Source organism: Pedobacter suwonensis, from assembly GCF_900111825.1.
In the GTDB taxonomy this organism is placed as follows: Bacteria; Bacteroidota; Bacteroidia; order Sphingobacteriales; family Sphingobacteriaceae; genus Pedobacter; species Pedobacter suwonensis.
Genome location: NZ_FOJM01000005.1, coordinates 37646 through 59298, shown reverse-complemented (window position 1 = coordinate 59298; position 21653 = coordinate 37646). Strand labels below are relative to the sequence as shown.

The window sequence follows — 21653 nt, the reverse complement described above, 5'->3', positions numbered from 1 at the left end:
AATGAAAAAGGTATTATTTATAGATAGGGATGGCACTTTAAATATCGAGCCAGATGATGAACAGGTAGATAGTTTTGCAAAGCTTAAGTTTTATCCACGTTCGTTATATTATTTATCGAAAATTGCAGCCGAACTGGATTACGAACTCGTAATGGTTACCAACCAGGATGGCTTGGGTACACTTTCAAATCCGGAAGAAAATTTCTGGCCGATCCATAATTTCATGCTGGAGACTTTTGAAGGTGAAGGCGTACATTTTAGCGAGATTGTAATTGATAGAACTTTCGCAAAAGACAATGCTCCTACCCGTAAACCAGGCACGGCTTTATTGACAAAATATTTTAGCGAAGATTACGACCTGAAAAACTCTTTCGTTATCGGCGACCGTTTGAATGATGTAGTTTTGGCCAAAAATTTAGGTGCAAAAGCCATTTTTCTTCGCCAGAATGATGCATTAGGCTCTACAGAAGCGCTGGATAAGCATGAAACACTCTTAGATGTTATCATTTTGGAAACCAAAAAATGGGAAGATATCTATAACCTGCTTAAAGCAGGGAGCAGGAAAATCCATCATGAGCGCAAAACCAATGAAACCGACATCACCATCAAGCTTGATCTGGACGGAACCGGGAAAGCCAAAATCGAGACCGGTTTAAACTTTTTCGATCACATGCTTGATCAGATCGCCAGACACGGCAGTGTTGATTTAGAAGTAATGGCTAAAGGTGATTTACATATTGATGAACACCACACGATAGAAGATGCCGGTATTGCACTGGGAGAAGCCTTTGCTAAAGGACTGGGGAATAAACTCGGCATTGAGAGGTATGGTTTTTGCTTACCAATGGACGATTGCCTGGCACAGGTAGCCATTGATTTTGGTGGAAGAAACTGGATCGTTTGGGATGCTGAATTTAAACGCGAAAAAGTGGGTGATATGCCAACAGAGATGTTTTATCATTTCTTTAAGTCGTTTAGTGACGCTGCAAAATGCAATCTAAATATAAAAGCGGAAGGTGATAACGAGCACCATAAAATTGAAGCCATTTTTAAAGCATTTGCAAAAGCCATTAAAATGGCTATAAAACGTGATGCAGAGAAAATGGTATTGCCGAGTACCAAAGGAATGTTGTAAGAGAAGTGGAAGGCTGAAAGGTTTAAGGCGGAGGGTAACGCCCATCCGCTGTTAAATAAACCCGATAGAGCGGAATAGCCCGCAGCGTAGCGAGGACTATAAGCGATAACGGGACTACAGGCGCGATGAAAAACTGACTTTCATTTTCAAACCTATAAAAAAAGAATGTTAATTATTAAATTATGGTTGGAATTATAAACTATGGAGCAGGCAATATTTTCTCTCTTACCGCAGCTTTAGACCGCTTAAGTGTGACCTACGGCATGGTAAATAGAGAAAATGACCTCGAAAAATACAGCCACATCATCATCCCGGGTGTTGGCCATGCGGCTGCGGCCATGGAAAAATTAAAGGGTACCGGCCTGGTTGAAGCCATAAAAAAGCTAACCAAACCTGTACTGGGCATCTGTGTGGGCATGCAGCTTATTACCGAACATTCTGAAGAGGGTGATGCCGCGCTTCTAAATATCGTTCCGGTTAAAACCAAAAAATTCGATAAGTCGCTGAACATCAAAATCCCACACATGGGCTGGAATGCCGTGACCCCAAAAAGCAATTCTTTATTTGAAGGTGTTGAAGATAATACACAATTTTACTTCGTGCATTCGTACTTTATTGAATATAACCCTACTTTTGATATCGCATCTGCTGATTATGGTTTAAAGTTTTCGGCAGCGGTACAAAAAGATAATTTTTACGGCGTTCAATTTCATCCCGAAAAATCGGGAAAAGCCGGCGAACTAATATTAAAAAATTTTTCAAACTTAAGCTTATAAAATGTACATAATACCTGCTATTGATATCTTGGATGGAAAAGTGGTCCGTCTGCGTGAAGGAGATTACAACCAGAAAACGGAATATGATGTTTCCATTCCCGAAATGATAGAAAAATACCGCTCTAATGGTACAGATTTTATCCATATTATTGACTTAAACGGGGCTAAAGGTGATTTTAGCAATCAAAAAGCACTTTTTGAAATCATCAAAAAAACCGACATGAAGGTGCAGTATGGTGGTGGTATCAGAACAATTGAACAAGTGACTAACTTGCTTGATGCCGGGATCCATCGGGTAATTGTAGGTACACAAGCCATTACCAACCCTGATTTCTTGCCTCAGTTGAGCGAGGCTTTTGCTAAAAAAGACGATTATGCCAACCGCATTGTTATTGCAATTGACGTTTTAGACGAAGTGATTAAGTACTCGGGCTGGATGGAAAGCTCACCTATTAAGCTAATGGATTACGTAGATAAATGCCTTTCGCTGGGATTTTTCCGCTTCTTATGTACCGATATCAGTAAAGACGGGAAATTAGGTGGCGCAGCGATTGAATTATATCAAAAATTACTGGAACACTCACCAATGATCAAATTAATTGCTTCTGGTGGTGTAAGCTCAATGGAAGATATTTACGAACTGGCCAAATATCCAATTAGAAGTGTAGTAGTTGGAAAAGCCATTTACGAAGACAGGATTACTATTGAAGAAATTAAAGAGTGGAATTTGAAGGCGCTAAGTAGCATATAACCCCCCGCCCCCTAAAGGGGGAGCTAATCAGAATAATGGCGTATGAACTATAAAATAGATAGGGATGATTCAGACTTTTTTGAACTCAACGAGCCTAATATGTTTTATGGAGCATCACCCATAATTTTTGAAAATGCTAAGAAATTACGAATCAAGGTAACCGAGGCAGAAAGTTTATTATGGCAAGTAATTAGCAATAAACAATTAGGAGTTAAATTTAGAAGACAACACCCGATTTCATGTTTTATAGCTGACTTTTATTGTCATGAAGCAAAATTAATTATTGAATTAGATGGAAGTATACATGATCTACCAGAGGTTATGAATAACGACATTAATAGACAAAAGGTACTCGAAGCATTTGGAATAACGGTAATTAGATTTAAGAATACTGAACTATATAATAATTTAAACTCAGTTTTGGAAAAGATAAAAGATGCCATATCGGCAAATCAATTTGCTACTCCCCCTTCAGGGGGCGGGGGGCTTTCAAAAAGAATAATCCCCTGTTTAGACGTTAAAGACGGCCGTACGGTAAAAGGCGTAAACTTTGTTGATTTACGCGATGCAGGGGACCCGGTTGAACTGGCTGCGCAGTATGCGCAACAAGGGGCGGACGAATTGGTTTTCCTCGATATTACCGCAACACACGAGCGTCGCAAAACCATGATCGAAATGATTAAATCGGTGGCTAGGCAGCTAAACATCCCTTTTACCATTGGTGGTGGGATCACCGAAATCGCAGATGCTGATGCACTTTTAAATGCAGGTGCCGATAAAATCAGTATTAACTCTGCAGCCGTACGCAATCCTAAACTGATTGAAGAACTGGCCAAAGCCTTCGGTGTACAGTTTGTGGTTTTGGCCGTTGATACCAAACAGGTAGACGGCAAAAATATGGTTCATTTAAATGGAGGAAGGTTAATTACCGAACTGGAAACCGAAAAATGGATTAAACAGGCTGAAGATTTAGGCGCTGGTGAGATTTTATTAACCTCAATGGACCACGATGGCACCAAGGCTGGCTTTGATTGTGGATTATTAGGTAAAGTAAACCAAATGATTAATATTCCGATCATCGCTTCGGGCGGTGCCGGCAACATGGATCATTTTACTGAAGTATTCCAGAAAGCAAATGTTGATGCCGCATTGGCCGCTTCCGTATTTCATTATGGCGAAATCCTGATTCCTGATTTGAAACAAGAATTGAAAAGAAACCAAATTCCGGTAAGGATATAAATAAGTCCGGGGTCAGCAGTCCATGCCAATGAGTCTGCTTTTTCCGAAATAAAAAAATAAAATGATAATTGATATTAATTCCCTTGATTGGGATAAAACTGCAGGCTTACTACCTGTAATTATTCAGGATCACAAAACTTTAGAAGTTTTAATGTTGGGTTATATGAATGCAGAGGCTTTGGAAAAAACCCAGGCTGAGGGTAAAGTAACTTTCTTTTCACGTTCCAAAAACCGCCTTTGGACAAAAGGCGAAACCAGCAATAACTTCCTTTATGTGAAGGAGCTTTTTGTGGATTGCGATAATGATACCATCCTGATTAAGGCAGATCCTGTTGGCCCAACTTGTCATACCGGTAACCGCAGCTGCTTCAAAACAGATTTCAACCAGAATTTCATTTTCGAGCTCGAAAACATCATTAATGATCGTTATGAAAATCCGGTTGAAGGTTCTTACATCAACAAAATGCGCAACAAAGGTTTAAATAAAATTGCTCAAAAGGTTGGCGAAGAAGGTGTAGAAACGGTAATTGCCGCATTGGCAGAATCGGAAGAAGAACTTATCGGAGAAGCTTCAGATCTTGTTTTCCACCTCTTATTTTTATTGAAAGAAAAAGGACTGTCGATTCAAGACATCGCAAAAAATTTAGAGAAAAGGCATAAATAAGGTAGAAGGCAGGAAGGTTGAGGGTATGAATATCCATCGGCCTTCCAACCTTCCACCTCCACTCCTTCCAACCCTCTTCACATGCTCAAACACATCAAAACACTTCCTGGCCACCAAAACCCTGTTTATGCCCTTGCCCACTCGGATCAGGATGAATTATTTTTTAGTGCGGGTAACGACAAAGGCATTGTAGAATGGTCGTTAGCGGAAATGGCTTTTGTTAAGGTTAAAATGCCCGTACAAAGCTCCGTTTATTGTCTGCATTACCATAAAGATCAATTATTTGTTGGCGAAAGAAGTGGTGCTTTTAGTGTTTACGACCTGAAAGAACAAAAGGTAATTGTAAGGGTTAATGCACACATCAAACCTATTTTCGATATACAAACGGTAAAAAGTAAAAATGAGCTTTTAACCACTGGCGAAGATGGAACCGTAGCGGTTTGGTCGTTAAATGATTTTAAGGAAATTTACCGCTTTCAGACAGCTTACGACACTGTAAGAACCATTGCCTTGTCTCCTGACGAAACGGAAATTGCATTTGGCTGTAAAGATCAACTGATTAAAATTTATAATCTCCAAGATTATAGCCTGAAGCAAAATCTCGAAGGACATAAACTTCCGGTTACGTCTTTGGCCTATCACCCAACAGGTAAATACCTGATTTCAGGGAGCCGGGATGCACAATTAAAGATATGGGATATACCAAATTACGAGTTAAGGGAAACCGTACCGGCACATATGTTTACCATTTATGATATTGCTTTCCACCCTTCTCTACCCTATTTTGCAACATGCAGCCAAGATAAAAGCATTAAACTTTGGGATGCAGAGAATTTTAAACTCTACAAAATATTAAGCCTGGAAAAAGCGGGTATAGGCCATACCCATTCTATCAATAAAATTATTTGGAGCCATGATGGTAAACACCTCATTTCTACAGGTGATGACCGACAGATAATGGTTTGGGAGATGGAGTAGGTTTAACTAGCCACTTAACAACTGACTTATTCGCTCTAAAAATGTAGGTTGCTCAATAATGGCCAATCCTCCTAAAACATAACTATCCATCTTCATTTTTATAAAAATAACTCCATCTCTCACCAGCTTTACTTTTACATGTTTAGTTTCATAGCCAATATATCTTAAATCCAGGAAAATCTTATTCTTAAATTCCTTTCTATTCAGCTTAAACTCGAATTTTCCATTTCGATCTGTAACGGTTGTAATTTTCGAACCTGTAATCGTTACAGTTGCACCTATAATTGGAAGTTTCTCATCCCCATCAGTAACCATGCCTTGTACCGTAACAAATCCATCTTCAGAATTTCCTTCTAAAACATTATCTGTTAAAGATTTTTTATTATAGGTTTGAAAGGTTGGATACGAGGAAAAAATATTTGCATTACCAAATTTCGGAAAACTCAAAAAAGCAAATAAAGACGCTGCAATCAGGTTTGGCTTAAATCGGCAAATTGCAAAATTCGATTTCACGTGTATTAACCGGTCAAGCTGCTCCGGTTTTAACCTTCCACAGCTATTTCCCTGATTTTTGGTAAACCACTCCTGTAGGTCGCGATCAGAGAAATTGGTAAAATCAATAACTGATTTTTGACAGGAATCACAAAATTTACCATTTTCATGTGGTTGCATCACTTCCCATTGTTCTTGGCAAGGATCAGGGATTTTAATTTTAAATTTAGATGGCATAAAGAAATGTATTGCTTATAATAAGATACATTTTTAGCCATTATTCCACAAAACGTTTAATAATTCTCAATTTATGAGAATATTTTCCCAGTTCTTTATTAAAAATCCCCTGATCATCAATTGGATCAATTTTAACCTTTGCAGAGGAATGGATGATCTCACTTGGACTCAACATAATACCCACGTGTGTAATCCGGCCTTCCTCATTATCGAAAAACGCAACATCACCTGGCTTACACTCGGCGAGAAAACCAACCAGTTCACCTTGTTCCGCCTGCTGAGCAGCATCGCGGTTTAACTTTACACCCAACATTTTAAAAACGGTTTGCGTAAAACCTGAGCAATCTAAGCCAAATAAATGCCTTCCGCCCCATAAGTAGGGGATGTTCTGAAAAAATTTGGCTGTTTCGGTTACTTTATCCGTAAAATTCACCGTATTGTTATCGTATGGTTCAAAATTCAGTTTAAATCTTTCTTCTCCCGCATAACAATATCCATCTTTTACAAAGGGTAGATTACTTGCCGGACTTAAATGATATAAACTTCCATCATTGGCGGTTAACACGTTATTGAAACTTAAAGGCGCCAACAAATGACAATCTTGCATTTCCGCAAACTGGTCCTGGTTAATGGCGGCCAGCTGCCTGAAATCTATCCAGCCCTGATAACCATCATAGCCATTCTGAATCAGCCACCAACGTTCTTCTTTCTGGATAATTTCAACATGATCACCAAATAACAATTGTGAAACAATTTCTGCTCGGTCTGATGCATCTGCTCTTAAAGGGGCTACTGCTACTCTACAAATACCATATTGATTTTCCATATAATCTGCTCGTGAAATGATGTAAAACTAATAAATTACCGCTATTACCTAACATTTTCCATACAAATTTGTTATTTTTATGGTGTTCATTTTTAAATAAGCCCGCCATGAATTTTAAAAAAATATTAATTGCTGTTGATAATAGTACCTGCTCAGAAAAAGCGGCAAAAGCCGGTTACGATATGGCTGAAAAATTTGGGGCGGAAGTAGCACTGGTTAACATTATTGAGCCTGTACCAGCCAATGTGAATGCAGACCTAACGCTGGCCCCTGTTTTCCTGGAAACTTATGATAACAGCGAAGAGAACAGCCACATTTTACTAAAAGAAATGGAGACTAAATACGGAAACGGGATAGCTACCACTTACCTAAGCGTTATTGATACCGCTGCACATGGTATCATCCAACAATCAGACGAATGGGGATCGGATTTAATCGTGATAGGCACTTATGGCCGAACTGGTTTATACCACTTTTTAATGGGAAGCGTAGCCGAACACGTAGCGAGAAAATCTGCCTGCCCGGTTTTGATTATTCCTAATAAGAGCGATGTTGATTAATTGGTTTAACCTAAACAATTGTCTTCATTAAGAAAAATTAGTTTACAAAAAAATAAATTACAGGGTATAAAGAGTTAGAATCTTCTCGAAATATCGTTTCGACTGCAGTGGAGAAATCTTTTAAACTAGCGTTTAATAATTTGGTTCAAAGATCTCTCTTCTGACTTAATGTGGGGACTGCGCTACAGTCAAGATGACGAGCAAACCAGTGGAGTCTGTAGCATCAAACCAAAACTTCACAAATAAAAAAAGTCTCACCTTAAGCGAGACCTCCTTCTTAATATCTGGTCAAGACTATCCTTCCTGGTGCAACCAGGCTTTCTTAGCCAATAATTCTTCTTCTGTTTCGCGGATATCCTCATCATCTACACAACAATCAACCGGGCATACTGCCGCACATTGTGGCTCATCATGAAAACCTTTACACTCAGTACACTTATCGGATACGATATAATATACCTCATCTGAAACTGCCTCCTGAGCAGCATCAGCTTCAATTTTTTGATTACCAAAATCAATGATACCTTCTAAATTCGTACCATCAGAAAAACGCCATGCAGTTCCGGCATCGTAAATCGCGTTATTTGGACATTCTGGTTCACATGCCCCACAATTTATACACTCATCTGTTATTTTAATTGCCATGTTTTCGTCTAATTCTTTTGCTTAGTTTACCTTTGCGCCTGCAAATATAAGATATAATCCATTAATAATAATTCTAAATATGTCAGCATTAACTCAAGAAAAAGCAATAATTGCATTCGGTAAACTCGGCCAAAAGCTTACAAGCCCTGCTGACATACTAGGAAATATACTTTATAGTGCCGGAAACGCTAATGCATGGTTCACTGAAGAAAATATTAAAAAGTCTATCCTATCATTTGCAGAAATGTTAAATGAGACCGATTTGCTTCTTTGGTTCAAATCAATTCAATTCAATACATCTCCAAAAAAGATTGGTTTGATCTTAGCAGGAAACATTCCTTTGGTGGGCCTACATGATGTTTTATGCGTTTTAGCGACAGGGAACATAGCCTTAATCAAACTTTCGTCTTCAGATGATCAATTGATTAAAACTGTTCTTGCTGAATTGATCAATATTGAACCGGCTTTTGCAGATCACATTGAATACGTGGAACGCTTAAAAGATTTCGATGCTGTAATTGCTACCGGAAGTAATAATTCATCCAGGTATTTTGACTATTATTTTAGTAAAGTGCCCAATATCATACGGAAAAACAGAAATAGTGTAGCAGTTTTAGATGGTACAGAAACTAAAGAGGAAATCCAAAGCCTGGGAAACGATATTTTTGATTATTTTGGACTGGGCTGCAGAAATGTTTCCAAGCTGTATCTTCCAAAAGGATATGAGATTGCTAATTTCTACGAGGGCATAGAAAGTTTTCAGCCCATTATTAACCATTTCAAATATCAGAATAATTACGATTACAATAAATCCATTTATCTGGTAAATGCTGCCAAACATTTTGATAATGGTTTTTTGCTGTTAAAAGAAGATCAGAGTTTAGCTTCGCCACTGGCTGTACTTTACTATGAAGAATACGAAAACCTGAAAGACGTAGAAAATAAACTGAATGATAAAACAGCAGATATTCAGTGTGTGGTTACCAAATCGCCAATAAACATTATGAGTTTTGATTTTGGCCAAAGCCAGCACCCAAAACTTTGGGATTATGCGGATAATGTAAATACCATCAGTTTTTTAAACTCGCTAAATTGATTGCCATAAGCAATTGGATTACACTTTTTTTATTTGGATATTAGCGTGTTGACTTGACGCAGCCAATGTATCCTTTAATAAAAGCGCTATCCTTTCTTTATATCGTGATCTTTGCGAATTTTGTTAGGGCGCAGGTATGTACCGGCACTTTCGGACAACCTTTAATTAACCAGACTTTTGGGCAGGGCAACAATGCGGATAACTGGTATGGTCCCTTAGCACAATATGCTCCGGGTGCAACTACCTTTACCACTTTTAAGGGGCCTCCGGGGCAAAACCCAAGAGCTTTAGCACCAAACCAGTCGGGCTTAGTTAAAACGCCTGCTACACCTGACAATCCCTACCCCATTTACTGGCAGCACCATACAGATCATACCGGAGATAGCAATGGCTTAATGCTTTTGATAGATGGCATTTCGACCCCTACTGTTTTTTTCGAACAGAAAATGGACAATCTTTGCCCAAATACAATTTTGCGTTTATCGATCTGGGTACTGAACACCAACTCAGCAGCAGCAAATGCCCCACCTCCAAAGATGATTTTAAAGGTGATTGACCCCAATGGTAACTTCCTTGGCAATACATCAACCGGCAATGTAACAGCAGATGGGATGTGGCACCAATACACGCTTGATTTTAGCAACGGAAACAACTCTACTGTGACCCTGCAACTCGTTAATGATACCTCTACCGACAGCGGTAACGATTTTGCTTTGGATGACATTACGGTACAGGCCTGTGGTCCTTACATCACACCTTTTTTTAACCTGGATGATACATCACTAAATATGTGCGAGGGAAACACCAAAAGCTTTATAGTAAACGCTGATATTTTGCCGGAGTATATCAATCCGGTTTATCAATGGCAGGAAAACAAAGGTACCGGTTGGGTTGATATCGTTGGGGCAACAACAAAGCAGGCAACCATCAACTTCTTAAACCAGCCTAAAGGTACTTATCTATATCGTTTAATTACGGCCATTAACGGTAATATAGACAAAGTTAACTGCAGAGCAGTTTCAGACCCCATCACCGTAAACGTAACTCCCTTACCCCTTGCAGAAGCTAATAATTCTGGCCCATTCTGCGTAGGCAACAATATTCAGTTACAGGCATCTGGAGGAACAAGCTATAACTGGAGAGGGCCAAACGGTTATAACTCTACAGCCCAAAACCCAACAATCATCAATGCAACTAAAGCCATGGAAGGTGAATACATCGTTACCGTCACTACAAATGGCTGTTCATTAAATGCAATAACCCATGTACAGGTCAATGACCCGATATCGATTGGCACAAATGTTCAGGAAATTAGCATTTGTGAAGGTAAATCAGTGCAATTAAGTGCATCAGGTGGAACGGCGTATCTTTGGTCGCCGGCAAATGGTCTTTCAGATCGCAAAAGCGCCAATCCCATTGCTGCCCCGACCGAAACTACTACCTATACAGTAACTGTTAGTCAAGGTGCATGTTCCAAAACCGCACAAATCACGGTAAAGGTCAATAAAAATGCGACGACAGATGCTGGTGCTGACCAAGAAATCGTAAGCGGACAAAAAATAACCTTAAATGGGAAAGTATCAGGCGATGTCACTTATACATGGACACCTGCCAGCTATCTGGACGACCCTACCAAACTGAATCCAATTGCCACGCCACCACGCAATATCACCTATACCTTACAGGCCACTTCCAAATCAGGCTGTAGCAGCAGTAGCGACGAGGTAAATATAACCGTTTATCCACAAGTAGTTATTCCAAATACTTTTTCTCCAAATGGCGACAACGTAAACGATACCTGGAATATCCCGGCAGCGGCATTATTTCCAAACCCCAAAATTAAAATTACTAACCGCTACGGCAGCGTGGTGTACCAAAGTACCGGCCCTTTTAAACCATGGGATGGCAAAATGAACGGAAAAGACCTTCCGCCTGCGGTGTATTATTATTCGGTTTATTTAAATGAAAAATTTCAAACCTACACAGGGTGGCTTATGTTAGTCAGATAAAAAAGGATTCAAACTTCCGCTTATCATTTGGAAATGCTATTTTTGGGCACAATGTATATCGTAAAAGTCAAAGGCATAGCCAAAATTCCGGATTACGTACAGTTAAGAGATGACAAGTTTACACTTTTAGCTTATTTTAGGGTAGACAGACCTGATAAATCGCTGGAAAAACTGGGACTTGGCGACAAGCAAGAATACATTATGGAAATGGTTAAAGATTTGCCTTTCGGGCAGATTGCAAAATTAGAAATATAATATGGCAGGCAACTCAGTAATTCATTTAAGTAATGTTGATGTTTTTCAACAAAAACATTTAGTCCTCTCCAATGTAAATTTACACATCGAAAAAGATGAATTTGTATTCCTGATTGGCCAAACAGGTTCTGGAAAAAGCAGCCTGCTTAAAATATTATACGGCGATTTGCATATTGGTAATGGCGATGGCAATATCGCGGGGTTTGATCTTAAAAACCTTAAAGAAAGCCAGGTACCCTTTTTACGTCGTAAGTTAGGGGTTGTTTTTCAGGATTTTCAGTTACTCACCGACCGGACGATAGAAAAAAACCTTGAGTTTGTACTTAAAGCAACCGGCTGGAAAGACGAAAAGTTGATTAGCGAGCGTATTAAAGATGTTTTAGACAAAGTAGGCCTGCGTTCTAAGATCAAAAAAATGCCACACGAAATTTCTGGTGGCGAACAGCAGCGTATTGTAATTGCAAGGGCTTTGCTTAACGATCCGGAAATTATCCTTGCAGATGAGCCAACGGGGAACTTAGATCCAGAAACTTCCGAAGAAATCGTAACGCTTTTAAAACAGATCAGTCAGGCCGGAACGGCGGTTTTAATGGCCACACATGATTACCACATCATCCGCACTTTTCCTTCACGCATCATCAAATGCGAAAATGGCATAGTACATGAAGATGCACAAATAGCATAAAAATTCTGACATCCGTCAGCTAATCAGCCAATCTGTTCAGATAATCATCCATAAATCTGACAGCTTGGCTGATTTACGTTTATGGCAAAATAGTTGAGATTAACACAAAAAAATTCAGCCTTATATTATGTTTAATAAGAAGAAAAATAACGATAAAGAAGAAAATATAATGAATCCTGAAAACACATCAGAAAATGCTACGGAAAACGTAGAAAATACTGATGCCACCGCAAATGAGACTGAGCAAGCACCGGAATTGACCGCCGAAGAGAAATTGCAGGCGGAGGTCCAACAGCTTAACGATAAATACCTGCGTTTATATGCAGAATTCGACAATTACAAACGCCGTACACAAAAAGAGCGTGTAGAGTTGTTACAAACTGCCGGTAAAGATGTAATTGTTTCGCTTTTACCTATTTTAGATGATTTTGACCGCGCATTAAAGGCAATGGAAAGCGCTACGGAAGTGGCTCCTGTTAAAGAAGGTATTTTATTGGTGAACAATAAATTGAAAAGCACTTTAGCACAGAAAGGCTTAAAAGATGTAGAAAGCATTAACCAGCCTTTTAACACGGATTTCCATGAAGCTATTACCAATATCCCTGCTCCTACCGAAGATTTAAAGGGTAAAGTTATAGACGAGGTTGAAAAAGGATATACCTTAAATGATAATGTGATCCGCTTCGCGAAAGTAGTAGTTGGAGCATAAAAATAATTATTGAATGACCGAATTTGAATGATTGAATTGATATTCTTTCATTCCATCACTCAATCATTCAATCATTTTATAAAAAAAGATGAGTAAAAGAGATTATTACGACGTATTGGGCGTAACCAAAAGCGCAGGTGCTGACGAGATTAAGAAGGCTTACCGTAAAATGGCGATCAAATATCACCCGGATAAAAACCCGGGAGATAAAGCTGCTGAGGATAAATTTAAAGAAGCTGCAGAAGCATACGAAGTGTTAAGCAGCCCTGAAAAAAAACAGCGTTATGATCAGTTTGGCCATGCCGGTGTAGGCAGCAGTGCCTCGGGCGGTTACGGCGGTGGAAACATGAACATGGATGATATCTTCAGTAATTTTGGAGATATTTTTGGTGGCCATAACCCATTCGAGAGCTTTTTTGGTGGCGGCGGCGGTGGCCAGCAACGTGGCGGACGTAGAGTAGCTAAAGGTTCTAACCTGCGCATCAAAGTTAAATTAACGCTTGAAGAAATTGCCCATGGTGCGGAAAAGAAAATCAAGGTTAATAAACTGATCGTTTGTAAAACCTGCGACGGTTCCGGAGCAAAAGATAAATCGTCTGTAAGTACCTGTGGCACCTGCGGTGGCAGCGGCCAGGTACGCAGGGTAACCAATACCATTTTAGGTCAGATGCAAACTGCTTCTACCTGCCCTACCTGTAACGGAAGCGGCCAGCAAATTACTGCCAAATGTAATGTATGCCATGGCGACGGTGTTGTGCGTGGCGAAGAAACCATTACCATCAATATCCCTGCAGGTGTAAGTGAAGGTATGCAACTTAGCATGAGCGGCAAAGGAAATGCGGCACCAAATGGCGGCATTCCGGGCGATTTAATTATCTTAATTGAAGAAATTCCACACGAAACTTTAAAACGCGAAGGTAATAACGTAGTTTACGATTTGCATTTAAGTTTTGTTGATGCTGCTTTAGGTATGAGCATCGAAGTACCAACTATTGATGGTAAAGCCAAAATTAAAATCGACCCTGGTACCCAAAGCGGAAAATTATTGCGTTTAAAAGGCAAGGGTTTACCAGAGGTTAATTCTTACCATAGAGGCGATGAGATTATCCATATCAATATCTGGACACCGAAAGCTTTAAGCAGCGATGAACGGAATGTTCTGGAGAAATTACGCGAATCGCCAAACTTTAAGCCTCAGCCAGGTAAAAATGATAAGAGCTTTTTCGAAAGAATGAAAGAATACTTTGAGTAATTAATCCAATATAATGGAGAAGCCGATGTTTTTAGCATCGGCTTTTTGTTTTTAAATTATGTTTAAAAGTTTTATTGTAAGCCGGAAGACGCTGCGAAGCAAAATCTTTTAAATTCGTTGGATAACTCAGTACAAAGATCTCTCCACTCCGCGTTGCCCGATCGAGAGGACGATCCCATCTAAGTTTATCATTCGTAGCTTGCTTTAACTTCATTTTTAAGAGTTTTAAATTTTTCTTCAAGCTCAGTGTAATCTAACGATAACATAACAAAGTTATCAGGAAGCAGGATTTATTACCCAATCTTTTTTAAAGGCTAATCCACAAAATTGTTGTAAGCAGAACGCATATTATCCTGGTGGCGAACCAATTCTTCGATATTGTAATCAGTTAGCTGACCAGAAGCGGAAGCATCGCGCATCATTTTTCGTGCAGCAATTAAATAGTCATTTAATCGTTCATTAAAATTTTTAAAATAGCCATCCTTCCCAGGATATTTTGTTGCATCTGGTGCAGCCATAGCAGCATGTTTTTGATGCTGTTCCTCAAGGGCCTGATAAGCGGCTTTAGCCCTGGCCTCTATGGATTTATAATTTTTAGTGCCTGCCATTAATTTGGTAAACGCAGCGGTCGCACTACGGTCGTCCTTCAGCGCATATATATATTCCTTTAAGGGATGCGTTTTTAAAATTACCCGCTCTGCATCATCTCCGATCAGGTTTAGCTTGGCCAAAACCAAATCATCATATGTATAGTACTTTTTACCCATGCTGTAAATAGAATCTACCAAGGTCTTTCCCTTAGTCCCTTTATCATCCTTCCAGTCTTCTGCCTTGATGTATTCATCTAAAGATTTGTACGTTTCTTTGATCTTATCCAATAAACTGGTCATCGCGGTTACATTTTCCTTAAAAAATTTCTGATCATCTTTATTTAGCGCATTAGGCGGGGTATCAGGCTTTAGCTTGTTGCTGCTGATTGTTGGTATCGAAAAAGGCTGGATTAAACCAATGAAAGCAAAATGATCGCCTGGATTTTGCAGCCCTTTTTCAATTTTAACGATGTTATTTTCGATACGTTTGATGTAATCGTTGTTTTTATCGGTAAAACTTACCATTACATTATTATATTCAATAATGGCATTTACATCTTTTTCATCTGCTTCGGCGTAAGCAGTTTTAGCATTATCGTCTTTTTTCTTATCATTTTTACAGGCCGTAAAAGAAAGGGTAAGCGCAAGCGCTGTTAATTTTAAGATCGTTTTCATAGTATAAATTGTTTTCATAAATCTGATCCCCGATCAAAGCAATTTTTAAACCAAAAAGCTGTAAAAAATCAAGAGTTTTATGATTTTGGTATCTTGTTGCTGTCTTCCAATTATTTAAATTGATTACGATTAAGGTTACTAAAACGGCAAGAGGGTATTAATGAATATGGAAGAATTTTGCAAAGCCTTTAAAAAGCATCCCATTGCCTGGACACTATTTATAATTTTTGTTGTTGGATGGCTTTTACCCTTAGCCGGTATGGTTTTTCTTGATGCACCATCAGAAAAATTTACGTATCAGAAAGGTCAGCACAATCCTACTGCAGGACTATTTACAGTATCTGTATTTTACTTCCTTATCAATCTTACTTTAGGTTTTACAGGTAAAAAAAACAACATTTATTTAAAACTATCTGCTTATATTGGTATCAGTTCTGCCCTTTTTATGGCTATATCTAACGGCTTATAAACCTTTCTTTCTAAAGCCTGTTTTCTACATATGAAATGGAGAATTGGTTGTTCAGGTTTTTATTACCGTGAATGGAAAGAGGTTTTTTATCCAAAAGGCCTGGCACAAAAAAATTGGTTTAAATACTATTGTTCGCATTTTAACACCATAGAAATTAATTCCACTTTTTACAAAATGCCCACTCAAAAATCGTTCAGTAAGTGGTACGAGGAAAGTCCGGATGATTTTTTATTTACGATTAAGGTCCCGAGATTAATTACACATTACAAACAGCTTCATGAATGCCAACAACTCTTAATTGATTTTTACGAGACGATTCAAGCCGGACTAAAGCAAAAATTGGGCTGTGTACTCTTTCAGTTTCCACCAAAGTTTGAGTACAATGTAGAACGGTTAAATTTATTAATTGAAAATTTAAAAACCGATTTTAAAAATGTGGTAGAATTTCGTCACATCAGTTGGTTTGATGAAGAAATTTATCAAAAATTAGCAAAAAACAACATTACCTTTAGCGGACAGAGTTATCCTTCTGCCCTGCCAGACGAGACAATCCAGAATACAGACACTATTTATTACCGTTTTCACGGAAAACCTGTATTGTACAAATCTGAATATGATCTGAACACAATTAAGGAATTCAAAAATCAGATTAATGATGGTAATGAAGTATTTGTTTATTTTAACAATACCTGGGGTTTTGGGGCATTGCATAATGCAAAACAATTGCAAGACTTAGTGAAATAGGCCTGTTTGTGGCGTTAGATGTTACTATTTGGCTCCTTCGATCATATGAATAAAGCAGCATTTTAGAAGGTACCCGGCTATTTTTGCCTAAAACCCACAAACCCGCATAAAATAAACCTGATAGTAGTGGTATTTCGCTTTACTAAACCTTAATTTAGCACGAACATTAACGAAATTTAACGGATAGCAGGACTATCAAAACCGAAGCATTACTGTAACTGCTTTCTAAAAAATAAAACAAAAAATATGCGTGTTGCCGTTATCGATCTTGGAACCAATACCTTCCACCTACTCATTGCTGAAACGGCAGAAGAGCAGCCAGAAATTTTATATAAAACCAATGTACCTGTCAAATTAGGAGAAGGGAGAATCAACGATAACACGATCATTCCGGCAGCGTTTAAAAGGGGAATTGATTGCCTTAAAGATTTCAGCAAAACCATTGTTAACTATCAGGTTGATTTGGTGAGGGCAACGGCAACATCAGCCGTCAGGAGCGCTGAAAACGGGAAAGATTTTGTTAATGCCGTAAAAGAACAGGCCGGAATAAAGATCGAAATAATTAGCGGTGATGAGGAGGCTGAACTGATTTATCAAGGCGTAAAACTGAGCGGTGCTATACAGCAGCCATCATTAATTATGGATATTGGTGGCGGCAGTGTGGAGTTTATTCTGTGCGACAGCGAAAAATTAATCTGGAAGAAAAGTTATAACATCGGTGCAGCAAGGTTAATGCAAAAATTCTTTAATTCTGATCCTCTTTCCGATACAGATAAACAGCACATCCTTTTTCACATCCAGCAACAACTGACAGATCTTTTCGCAATCTGCGAAAAATATAAACCACAAATGTTAATTGGCTCAGCAGGTGCATTCGAAACATTTGCCGAATTGGTTTCCGGAAAGCATCACCAAAATATCGCCGTTGAGCAGTTAAAAACGTACCTGTTTAACTATGATGATTATATTGATATTTCATTAAAGCTGATCAACTCTACACACCAGCAGCGCGTAGAAATGCCAGGTATCATTCCATTAAGGGTTGATATGATCGTTATAGCGGCCTTAATTACGAATTATGTATTGGGAAGAGCTAAAATAAACCGGCTAATGCTCTCTTCCTATGATTTAAAAATGGGGATTCTTGCCAGCATGATGTAAATATCAAAAGTCATAATTCCGCCTATAATATCGCGTTAAACTTAGTCTATAGTGAGCAGAACAAGATGGAGAAAGTACTTTGATATGATACATTCAATTCAATTGAGATACTTCGACAACTCGTTCCAAAACTTCTGAATCGACCTTTAACTTTATTTACAATTATATATTGATGAACGTATCATTTTATCAAATCTATAGTTTTCATGCTGTAGTTTTCTTATATGATGAAATCTCAAGAAAATTTCACAAAGGCTTTTTAAATAAACTTCAGGAGTTCATTATAAAGCTTTTCTGTTGGCAAGCCCATTACATTTGTATACGAGCCTTCTATGCGTTCCACTACGACAATACCCCACCAATCTTGTACGCCATAGCTACCCGCCTTATCAAAAGGTTTATAATGATCGATATAGAAATCAATTTCTGCGGCTGTAACGGCCCTGCAGTAAACTATGGTACGATCATAAAATGAATGGATCTGGCCTTCCCTGGCAAGCGTTACCCCGGTAAAAACCTCGTGTTTACTGCCCGATAGCTTAGTTAACATTTCCTGTGCATGTTTCCTATCCGCTGGTTTACCCAAAATTTCACCGTTTAAGGCCACAATGGTATCAGCAGTGATCACAATTTCGCCATCAGCTGTAAAGGCTTTTGCTTTTTTTTCAGCAATATAAACCGCAATCTCTGCCGGGCTTAAATCACCAGGATAGCTTTCGTCCACATCTTTCAGTTCAACTTTAAAATTTAAGCCCATAAGTGTTAAAAGTTCTTGCCTGCGGGGCGATTTAGAGGCTAAAATGATTGGCGGAAACTGAACTGGCATATTTTATTTTTCTGCTAAAATAAGAAAAGCGACATAAAGCCGCTTTTCTTATTTGATATTTTACCAGGATTAGTTATTTCCACCACCTTGCCTACGTTTTTCCATTTCAGCACGTTGTTCTTTTTGCCAGGCTTCGTAAGTCTTTTTCTGATCATCAGTTAATACTGCATTTACTTTTGCATCATTATCAGCACGCATTTTTTGCATTTTCTCTCTCATTGCATCCCGATCGCCACCACCCTGCATTTCTTCGCGCATTTTTTTCATGGTTTCGGCCTGCTCGGTAAAAACAGCGGTGAGTTTCGTTTTCTGATCATCAGATAACTTTAACTTTTCATCCATCAGTTTTACCCTTTCTTCAGGTTTCATCATCATTCTACCTGGTCCACCACCTTGTTGTGCATTAGCGAAACCCGCTATACCTAGCATTAGTCCGCAAATCATCATTAATTTTTTCATTTTGTTCTTTTGTTATTTTTGGTTCAAATTGAGTTTATTGGAGTGGAAAAGAAAATGAAAGTTTAACGACAACATGTAACTTAGCTGTTGCAAAAAAAGGCTAATCTTTTAACAATAACACGGGTACGTGCGACTTAATAGTTAACTTCTGTGATACACTTTCGTGCAACAGGCTTTCAAAAAAACTATATTTCTTTGGAAGTGCAATGATCAACTGCGCTTCTTCGCTTTTTGCAAATTTTACAATTCCTTTAATGGTATCCTGATGATCGGCGTAATGGTAATCAGGTGAAAAATCTTTTAACATTTCATGTAAAATATGTTCTTCCTGCAAGTCAATAGCTTGACCAGAGTTGATATTGAGTACCAGAAGTTTTAGGGCGTGTTTGCTTAAGATATTTTTTAACGACTGTACAGGCATTACTTCTTTAACTTTTTTAAAATCGCAGGCTAAAACAGCTTTACGGATAGAATGATAATCGGCTTTAGGCGGTACGACCAAAACCGGCACCGGGCTGGATTTGGAGATTTTAATGGCATTAGAACCTATATCACTCTCATCTTTGGCTTTTTTTCCATTGCTGCCAATAATAATCAAATCTATTTCTTCCTTATTAACCCGATTGATGATTGATCTCAATATGGTTTCCCTAGTTAAAGAAACCTCAATTTCCGCATCTGGATTAATCTCCAACATTTTTAACTTCAGTTTTTCAAGCGCTTCAAGCCTGCGTGCCGTTTCATCAGCAATATTTTCGTCTGTGGTGACAATTAAATCCGGGGTCGGCAGGATGCTTTCGTATGTCGAAACATAATAAGCATTAAGCAGTATAATTTTAGCGTTCGCCATTGCGAAACTTAATCTGGCCGCATATTTCGCAGCATGATCGGCTGTTTTGGAAAAATCGACAGGTACAAGGTACTTACTCATATCATAAAAATTACGTTTTTAAAACACAATTTAATCAATCGATTGATTAAATTGATTAAACAAATTTCGTTTATAATGTGATGTATTGCAAATTTTGGATGTAGAGATTTATAATGGTAGCGTCATTCTACCTTTGTAACGATCAAATTGAAGTCAACAATGGTTAATCATTCTATTTTCCTGAATCGGCAGCATTTGGATTTTCGTCGTGCCATCTGCCCTGAACTTTCATTACCTTTTCGATTATATCACGCACAGCAGTTTTGCCGCCTTTGTAAGGAGAAATGAATGTGGATATTGCTTTTATTTCTTCCACGGCATCAGCCGGGCATGTTGGAAGGCCTACCAGTTTCATCACTTTTAAATCAGGAATATCGTCGCCCATGTAAAGCACTTCCCCTGAAGTGATGTTCTTATCCTGAAGATACTGATTAAAAACGGCAACCTTATCTCCCGTCCCCAGGAAAACATCGGTGATACCCAGATTTAAGAAACGCTTTCCCATGGCGATACCATCGCCACCAGATATAATGCAAACATTATAGCCCTTTTTAACGGCCAGCTGCAGGGCATAACCATCTTTAATGTTAAAAGTGCGTAAAGATTGACCGCTATCAGTAACCTGAACTGATCCATCTGTAAGCACTCCATCGACGTCAAAAATGAAAGTGGTGATTTCTTTTAATTTCTGAAGAAACATATTTAACTGGGAGTTTGGGGCTTGGAGTTAAGAGTAGAATGGCGCTCTAGACTCCAAACTCTTTACTCCAAACTAAGTTACTGGTTATCTCTCCATTCGTAAACCCAGGCAGATTGAATTTGCTCCAAATGGCCTTCGTTGCTTTCTTCACGGGTTCCTTTAAAATTAGGCAAAGATAAAACCCATTCTAAAAGTTCGGTAAAGCGAACGCGGTAGATCCTGGCTTCTGTAAAATCATCACCGAATTTCTCATATAAAGACATGGCAATGTCTTCATAATCATTCCAGTAAAAAGGTAAAGCAAATTTATCGTTATTCATCTTGTTTTGTTGGTTAATTGTTGAAATTGGTTAATCGGTTAACTATTTAAATTGGCTAATCGACTACCGACTAAGGACTTTGGACTCAGGACTAAAACTAGTGTCCCATAAAACCAGACTGATCTGGAATGGTTACTTCAATATCGCCGTTTATTACCACACACTGGCAACCTAAACGCGAAGTAATTTTCGGACGAACAGCCCTATCAATAAAGTCTTCTTCCTTATCAGAAATCTCTTCGATATTATCCATTCCCTTAGTTACATACACATGGCAGGTACTGCAACCGCAAACGCCTCCGCAGTTGTGCTGTAATTCGATCCCATTATCAAGGCAAACATCTAAAACAGATTCTCCTGCGGCTATTGGTAATTCAATAGATTCGTGATCTGCTTCTTCAAAATTTATTTTCAGTTTAAAAATGCTCATAATTATTTTGCAAAAGTAATAAGCAAAAGCCGTAATTAT

26 protein-coding genes and 1 pseudogene are annotated in these 21653 nt (G+C 38.6%); 17 read left to right on the top strand and 10 right to left on the bottom strand.

What is annotated here, in order from left to right; all coding sequences use genetic code 11:
- Position 1: 1 nt before the first annotated feature.
- The 7 genes and pseudogenes from hisB (at position 2) to BM107_RS07670 (ending at position 5543) form a co-directional block, all read left to right on the top strand.
- Positions 2 to 1135, top strand: coding sequence for a bifunctional histidinol-phosphatase/imidazoleglycerol-phosphate dehydratase HisB (hisB, locus tag BM107_RS07695; RefSeq protein WP_090981948.1), 1134 nt, complete (start codon positions 2 to 4; stop codon positions 1133 to 1135).
- A 182-nt stretch (positions 1136 to 1317) separates the two neighbouring features.
- Positions 1318 to 1911 carry an imidazole glycerol phosphate synthase subunit HisH gene (gene hisH / locus BM107_RS07690; protein WP_090981946.1) on the top strand — a complete coding sequence of 198 codons (594 nt, stop codon included), beginning with the start codon at positions 1318 to 1320 and terminating at the stop codon, positions 1909 to 1911.
- Between the two features lies 1 nt (position 1912).
- Entirely contained in the window at positions 1913 to 2662 is a 750-nt protein-coding gene (gene hisA / locus BM107_RS07685) for a 1-(5-phosphoribosyl)-5-[(5-phosphoribosylamino)methylideneamino]imidazole-4-carboxamide isomerase (RefSeq protein ID WP_090981944.1), read from the top strand.
- Positions 2663 to 2704: 42 nt separating this feature from the next.
- Positions 2705 to 3094, top strand: a pseudogene (locus tag BM107_RS25060) (endonuclease domain-containing protein); the annotation flags it as partial.
- 9 nt (positions 3095 to 3103) lie between these two features.
- Complete coding sequence (hisF, locus tag BM107_RS07680) at positions 3104 to 3901, top strand: imidazole glycerol phosphate synthase subunit HisF (RefSeq protein WP_244278770.1); 798 nt, start codon at positions 3104 to 3106, stop codon at positions 3899 to 3901.
- Between the two features lie 61 nt (positions 3902 to 3962).
- Positions 3963 to 4565 (top strand): bifunctional phosphoribosyl-AMP cyclohydrolase/phosphoribosyl-ATP diphosphatase HisIE, encoded by a 603-nt coding sequence (gene hisIE, locus BM107_RS07675; RefSeq protein WP_090981939.1) that lies wholly within the window; start codon positions 3963 to 3965, stop codon positions 4563 to 4565.
- 81 nt (positions 4566 to 4646) lie between these two features.
- A complete protein-coding gene (locus BM107_RS07670) occupies positions 4647 to 5543 on the top strand; it encodes a WD40 repeat domain-containing protein (RefSeq protein WP_090981937.1) in 897 nt (298 codons plus the stop codon).
- Between the two features lie 6 nt (positions 5544 to 5549).
- Here the strand turns inward: BM107_RS07670 and BM107_RS07665 are convergent, their stop codons facing one another.
- Together BM107_RS07665 and BM107_RS07660 are read right to left on the bottom strand one after the other, a co-directional pair.
- On the bottom strand, positions 5550 to 6272 hold the full coding sequence (locus BM107_RS07665) for a carboxypeptidase-like regulatory domain-containing protein (RefSeq protein ID WP_090981935.1): 723 nt from the start codon (positions 6270 to 6272) through the stop codon (positions 5550 to 5552).
- A gap of 40 nt (positions 6273 to 6312) precedes the next feature.
- A complete protein-coding gene (locus BM107_RS07660; protein ID WP_090981933.1) occupies positions 6313 to 7098 on the bottom strand; it encodes a C40 family peptidase in 786 nt (261 codons plus the stop codon).
- Positions 7099 to 7205: 107 nt separating this feature from the next.
- On the opposite strand from BM107_RS07660, the gene BM107_RS07655 reads away from it, so the two are divergent.
- A complete protein-coding gene (locus BM107_RS07655; RefSeq protein ID WP_090981931.1) occupies positions 7206 to 7658 on the top strand; it encodes a universal stress protein in 453 nt (150 codons plus the stop codon).
- 294 nt (positions 7659 to 7952) lie between these two features.
- Here BM107_RS07655 and BM107_RS07650 read toward each other — a convergent pair whose 3' ends face one another.
- On the bottom strand, positions 7953 to 8303 hold the full coding sequence (locus BM107_RS07650; protein WP_090981929.1) for a 4Fe-4S dicluster domain-containing protein: 351 nt from the start codon (positions 8301 to 8303) through the stop codon (positions 7953 to 7955).
- Positions 8304 to 8382: 79 nt separating this feature from the next.
- Here BM107_RS07650 and BM107_RS07645 point away from each other — a divergent pair, with 79 nt between their 5' ends.
- From BM107_RS07645 to dnaJ, 6 genes are all read left to right on the top strand, one after another.
- Entirely contained in the window at positions 8383 to 9399 is a 1017-nt protein-coding gene (locus tag BM107_RS07645) for an acyl-CoA reductase (RefSeq protein ID WP_090981927.1), read from the top strand.
- A 65-nt stretch (positions 9400 to 9464) separates the two neighbouring features.
- Positions 9465 to 11408, top strand: a complete 1944-nt coding sequence (locus BM107_RS07640) for a T9SS type B sorting domain-containing protein (RefSeq protein ID WP_090981925.1) — start codon at positions 9465 to 9467, stop codon at positions 11406 to 11408.
- 51 nt (positions 11409 to 11459) lie between these two features.
- Complete coding sequence (locus tag BM107_RS07635) at positions 11460 to 11663, top strand: hypothetical protein (RefSeq protein ID WP_057932355.1); 204 nt, start codon at positions 11460 to 11462, stop codon at positions 11661 to 11663.
- Between the two features lies 1 nt (position 11664).
- Complete coding sequence (locus BM107_RS07630; RefSeq protein WP_090981923.1) at positions 11665 to 12348, top strand: cell division ATP-binding protein FtsE; 684 nt, start codon at positions 11665 to 11667, stop codon at positions 12346 to 12348.
- Between the two features lie 127 nt (positions 12349 to 12475).
- Positions 12476 to 13057 (top strand): nucleotide exchange factor GrpE, encoded by a 582-nt coding sequence (locus tag BM107_RS07625; protein WP_090981921.1) that lies wholly within the window; start codon positions 12476 to 12478, stop codon positions 13055 to 13057.
- An 88-nt stretch (positions 13058 to 13145) separates the two neighbouring features.
- Positions 13146 to 14309, top strand: coding sequence for a molecular chaperone DnaJ (gene dnaJ, locus BM107_RS07620; protein ID WP_090981919.1), 1164 nt, complete (start codon positions 13146 to 13148; stop codon positions 14307 to 14309).
- A gap of 314 nt (positions 14310 to 14623) precedes the next feature.
- On the opposite strand, the gene BM107_RS07610 is transcribed toward dnaJ, so the two are convergent.
- Positions 14624 to 15574 carry a YiiG family protein gene (locus BM107_RS07610; RefSeq protein ID WP_159435211.1) on the bottom strand — a complete coding sequence of 317 codons (951 nt, stop codon included), beginning with the start codon at positions 15572 to 15574 and terminating at the stop codon, positions 14624 to 14626.
- A gap of 166 nt (positions 15575 to 15740) precedes the next feature.
- On the opposite strand from BM107_RS07610, the gene BM107_RS07605 reads away from it, so the two are divergent.
- The 3 genes from BM107_RS07605 to BM107_RS07595 all read left to right on the top strand — a co-directional run bounded on the left by BM107_RS07605 (position 15741) and on the right by BM107_RS07595 (position 17948).
- Complete coding sequence (locus BM107_RS07605; RefSeq protein WP_139222280.1) at positions 15741 to 16043, top strand: hypothetical protein; 303 nt, start codon at positions 15741 to 15743, stop codon at positions 16041 to 16043.
- Positions 16044 to 16073: 30 nt separating this feature from the next.
- A complete protein-coding gene (locus BM107_RS07600; protein WP_090981910.1) occupies positions 16074 to 16787 on the top strand; it encodes a DUF72 domain-containing protein in 714 nt (237 codons plus the stop codon).
- A 246-nt stretch (positions 16788 to 17033) separates the two neighbouring features.
- Entirely contained in the window at positions 17034 to 17948 is a 915-nt protein-coding gene (locus BM107_RS07595; protein WP_090981907.1) for a Ppx/GppA phosphatase family protein, read from the top strand.
- A gap of 259 nt (positions 17949 to 18207) precedes the next feature.
- Here the strand turns inward: BM107_RS07595 and BM107_RS07590 are convergent, their stop codons facing one another.
- From BM107_RS07590 to BM107_RS07565, 6 genes are all read right to left on the bottom strand, one after another.
- Complete coding sequence (locus BM107_RS07590) at positions 18208 to 18774, bottom strand: Maf family protein (protein WP_090981905.1); 567 nt, start codon at positions 18772 to 18774, stop codon at positions 18208 to 18210.
- Positions 18775 to 18843: 69 nt separating this feature from the next.
- Positions 18844 to 19233 (bottom strand): Spy/CpxP family protein refolding chaperone, encoded by a 390-nt coding sequence (locus tag BM107_RS07585; RefSeq protein ID WP_090981903.1) that lies wholly within the window; start codon positions 19231 to 19233, stop codon positions 18844 to 18846.
- A gap of 100 nt (positions 19234 to 19333) precedes the next feature.
- Positions 19334 to 20164, bottom strand: coding sequence for a universal stress protein (locus BM107_RS07580; RefSeq protein WP_090981901.1), 831 nt, complete (start codon positions 20162 to 20164; stop codon positions 19334 to 19336).
- 172 nt (positions 20165 to 20336) lie between these two features.
- A complete protein-coding gene (locus BM107_RS07575; protein ID WP_090981898.1) occupies positions 20337 to 20864 on the bottom strand; it encodes a KdsC family phosphatase in 528 nt (175 codons plus the stop codon).
- A gap of 77 nt (positions 20865 to 20941) precedes the next feature.
- On the bottom strand, positions 20942 to 21184 hold the full coding sequence (gene iscX, locus BM107_RS07570; RefSeq protein WP_090981895.1) for a Fe-S cluster assembly protein IscX: 243 nt from the start codon (positions 21182 to 21184) through the stop codon (positions 20942 to 20944).
- 97 nt (positions 21185 to 21281) lie between these two features.
- Positions 21282 to 21614: a 2Fe-2S iron-sulfur cluster-binding protein gene (locus BM107_RS07565; protein WP_025143142.1), complete on the bottom strand. Its 333-nt coding sequence runs from the start codon at positions 21612 to 21614 to the stop codon at positions 21282 to 21284.
- Positions 21615 to 21653 lie beyond the last annotated feature (39 nt).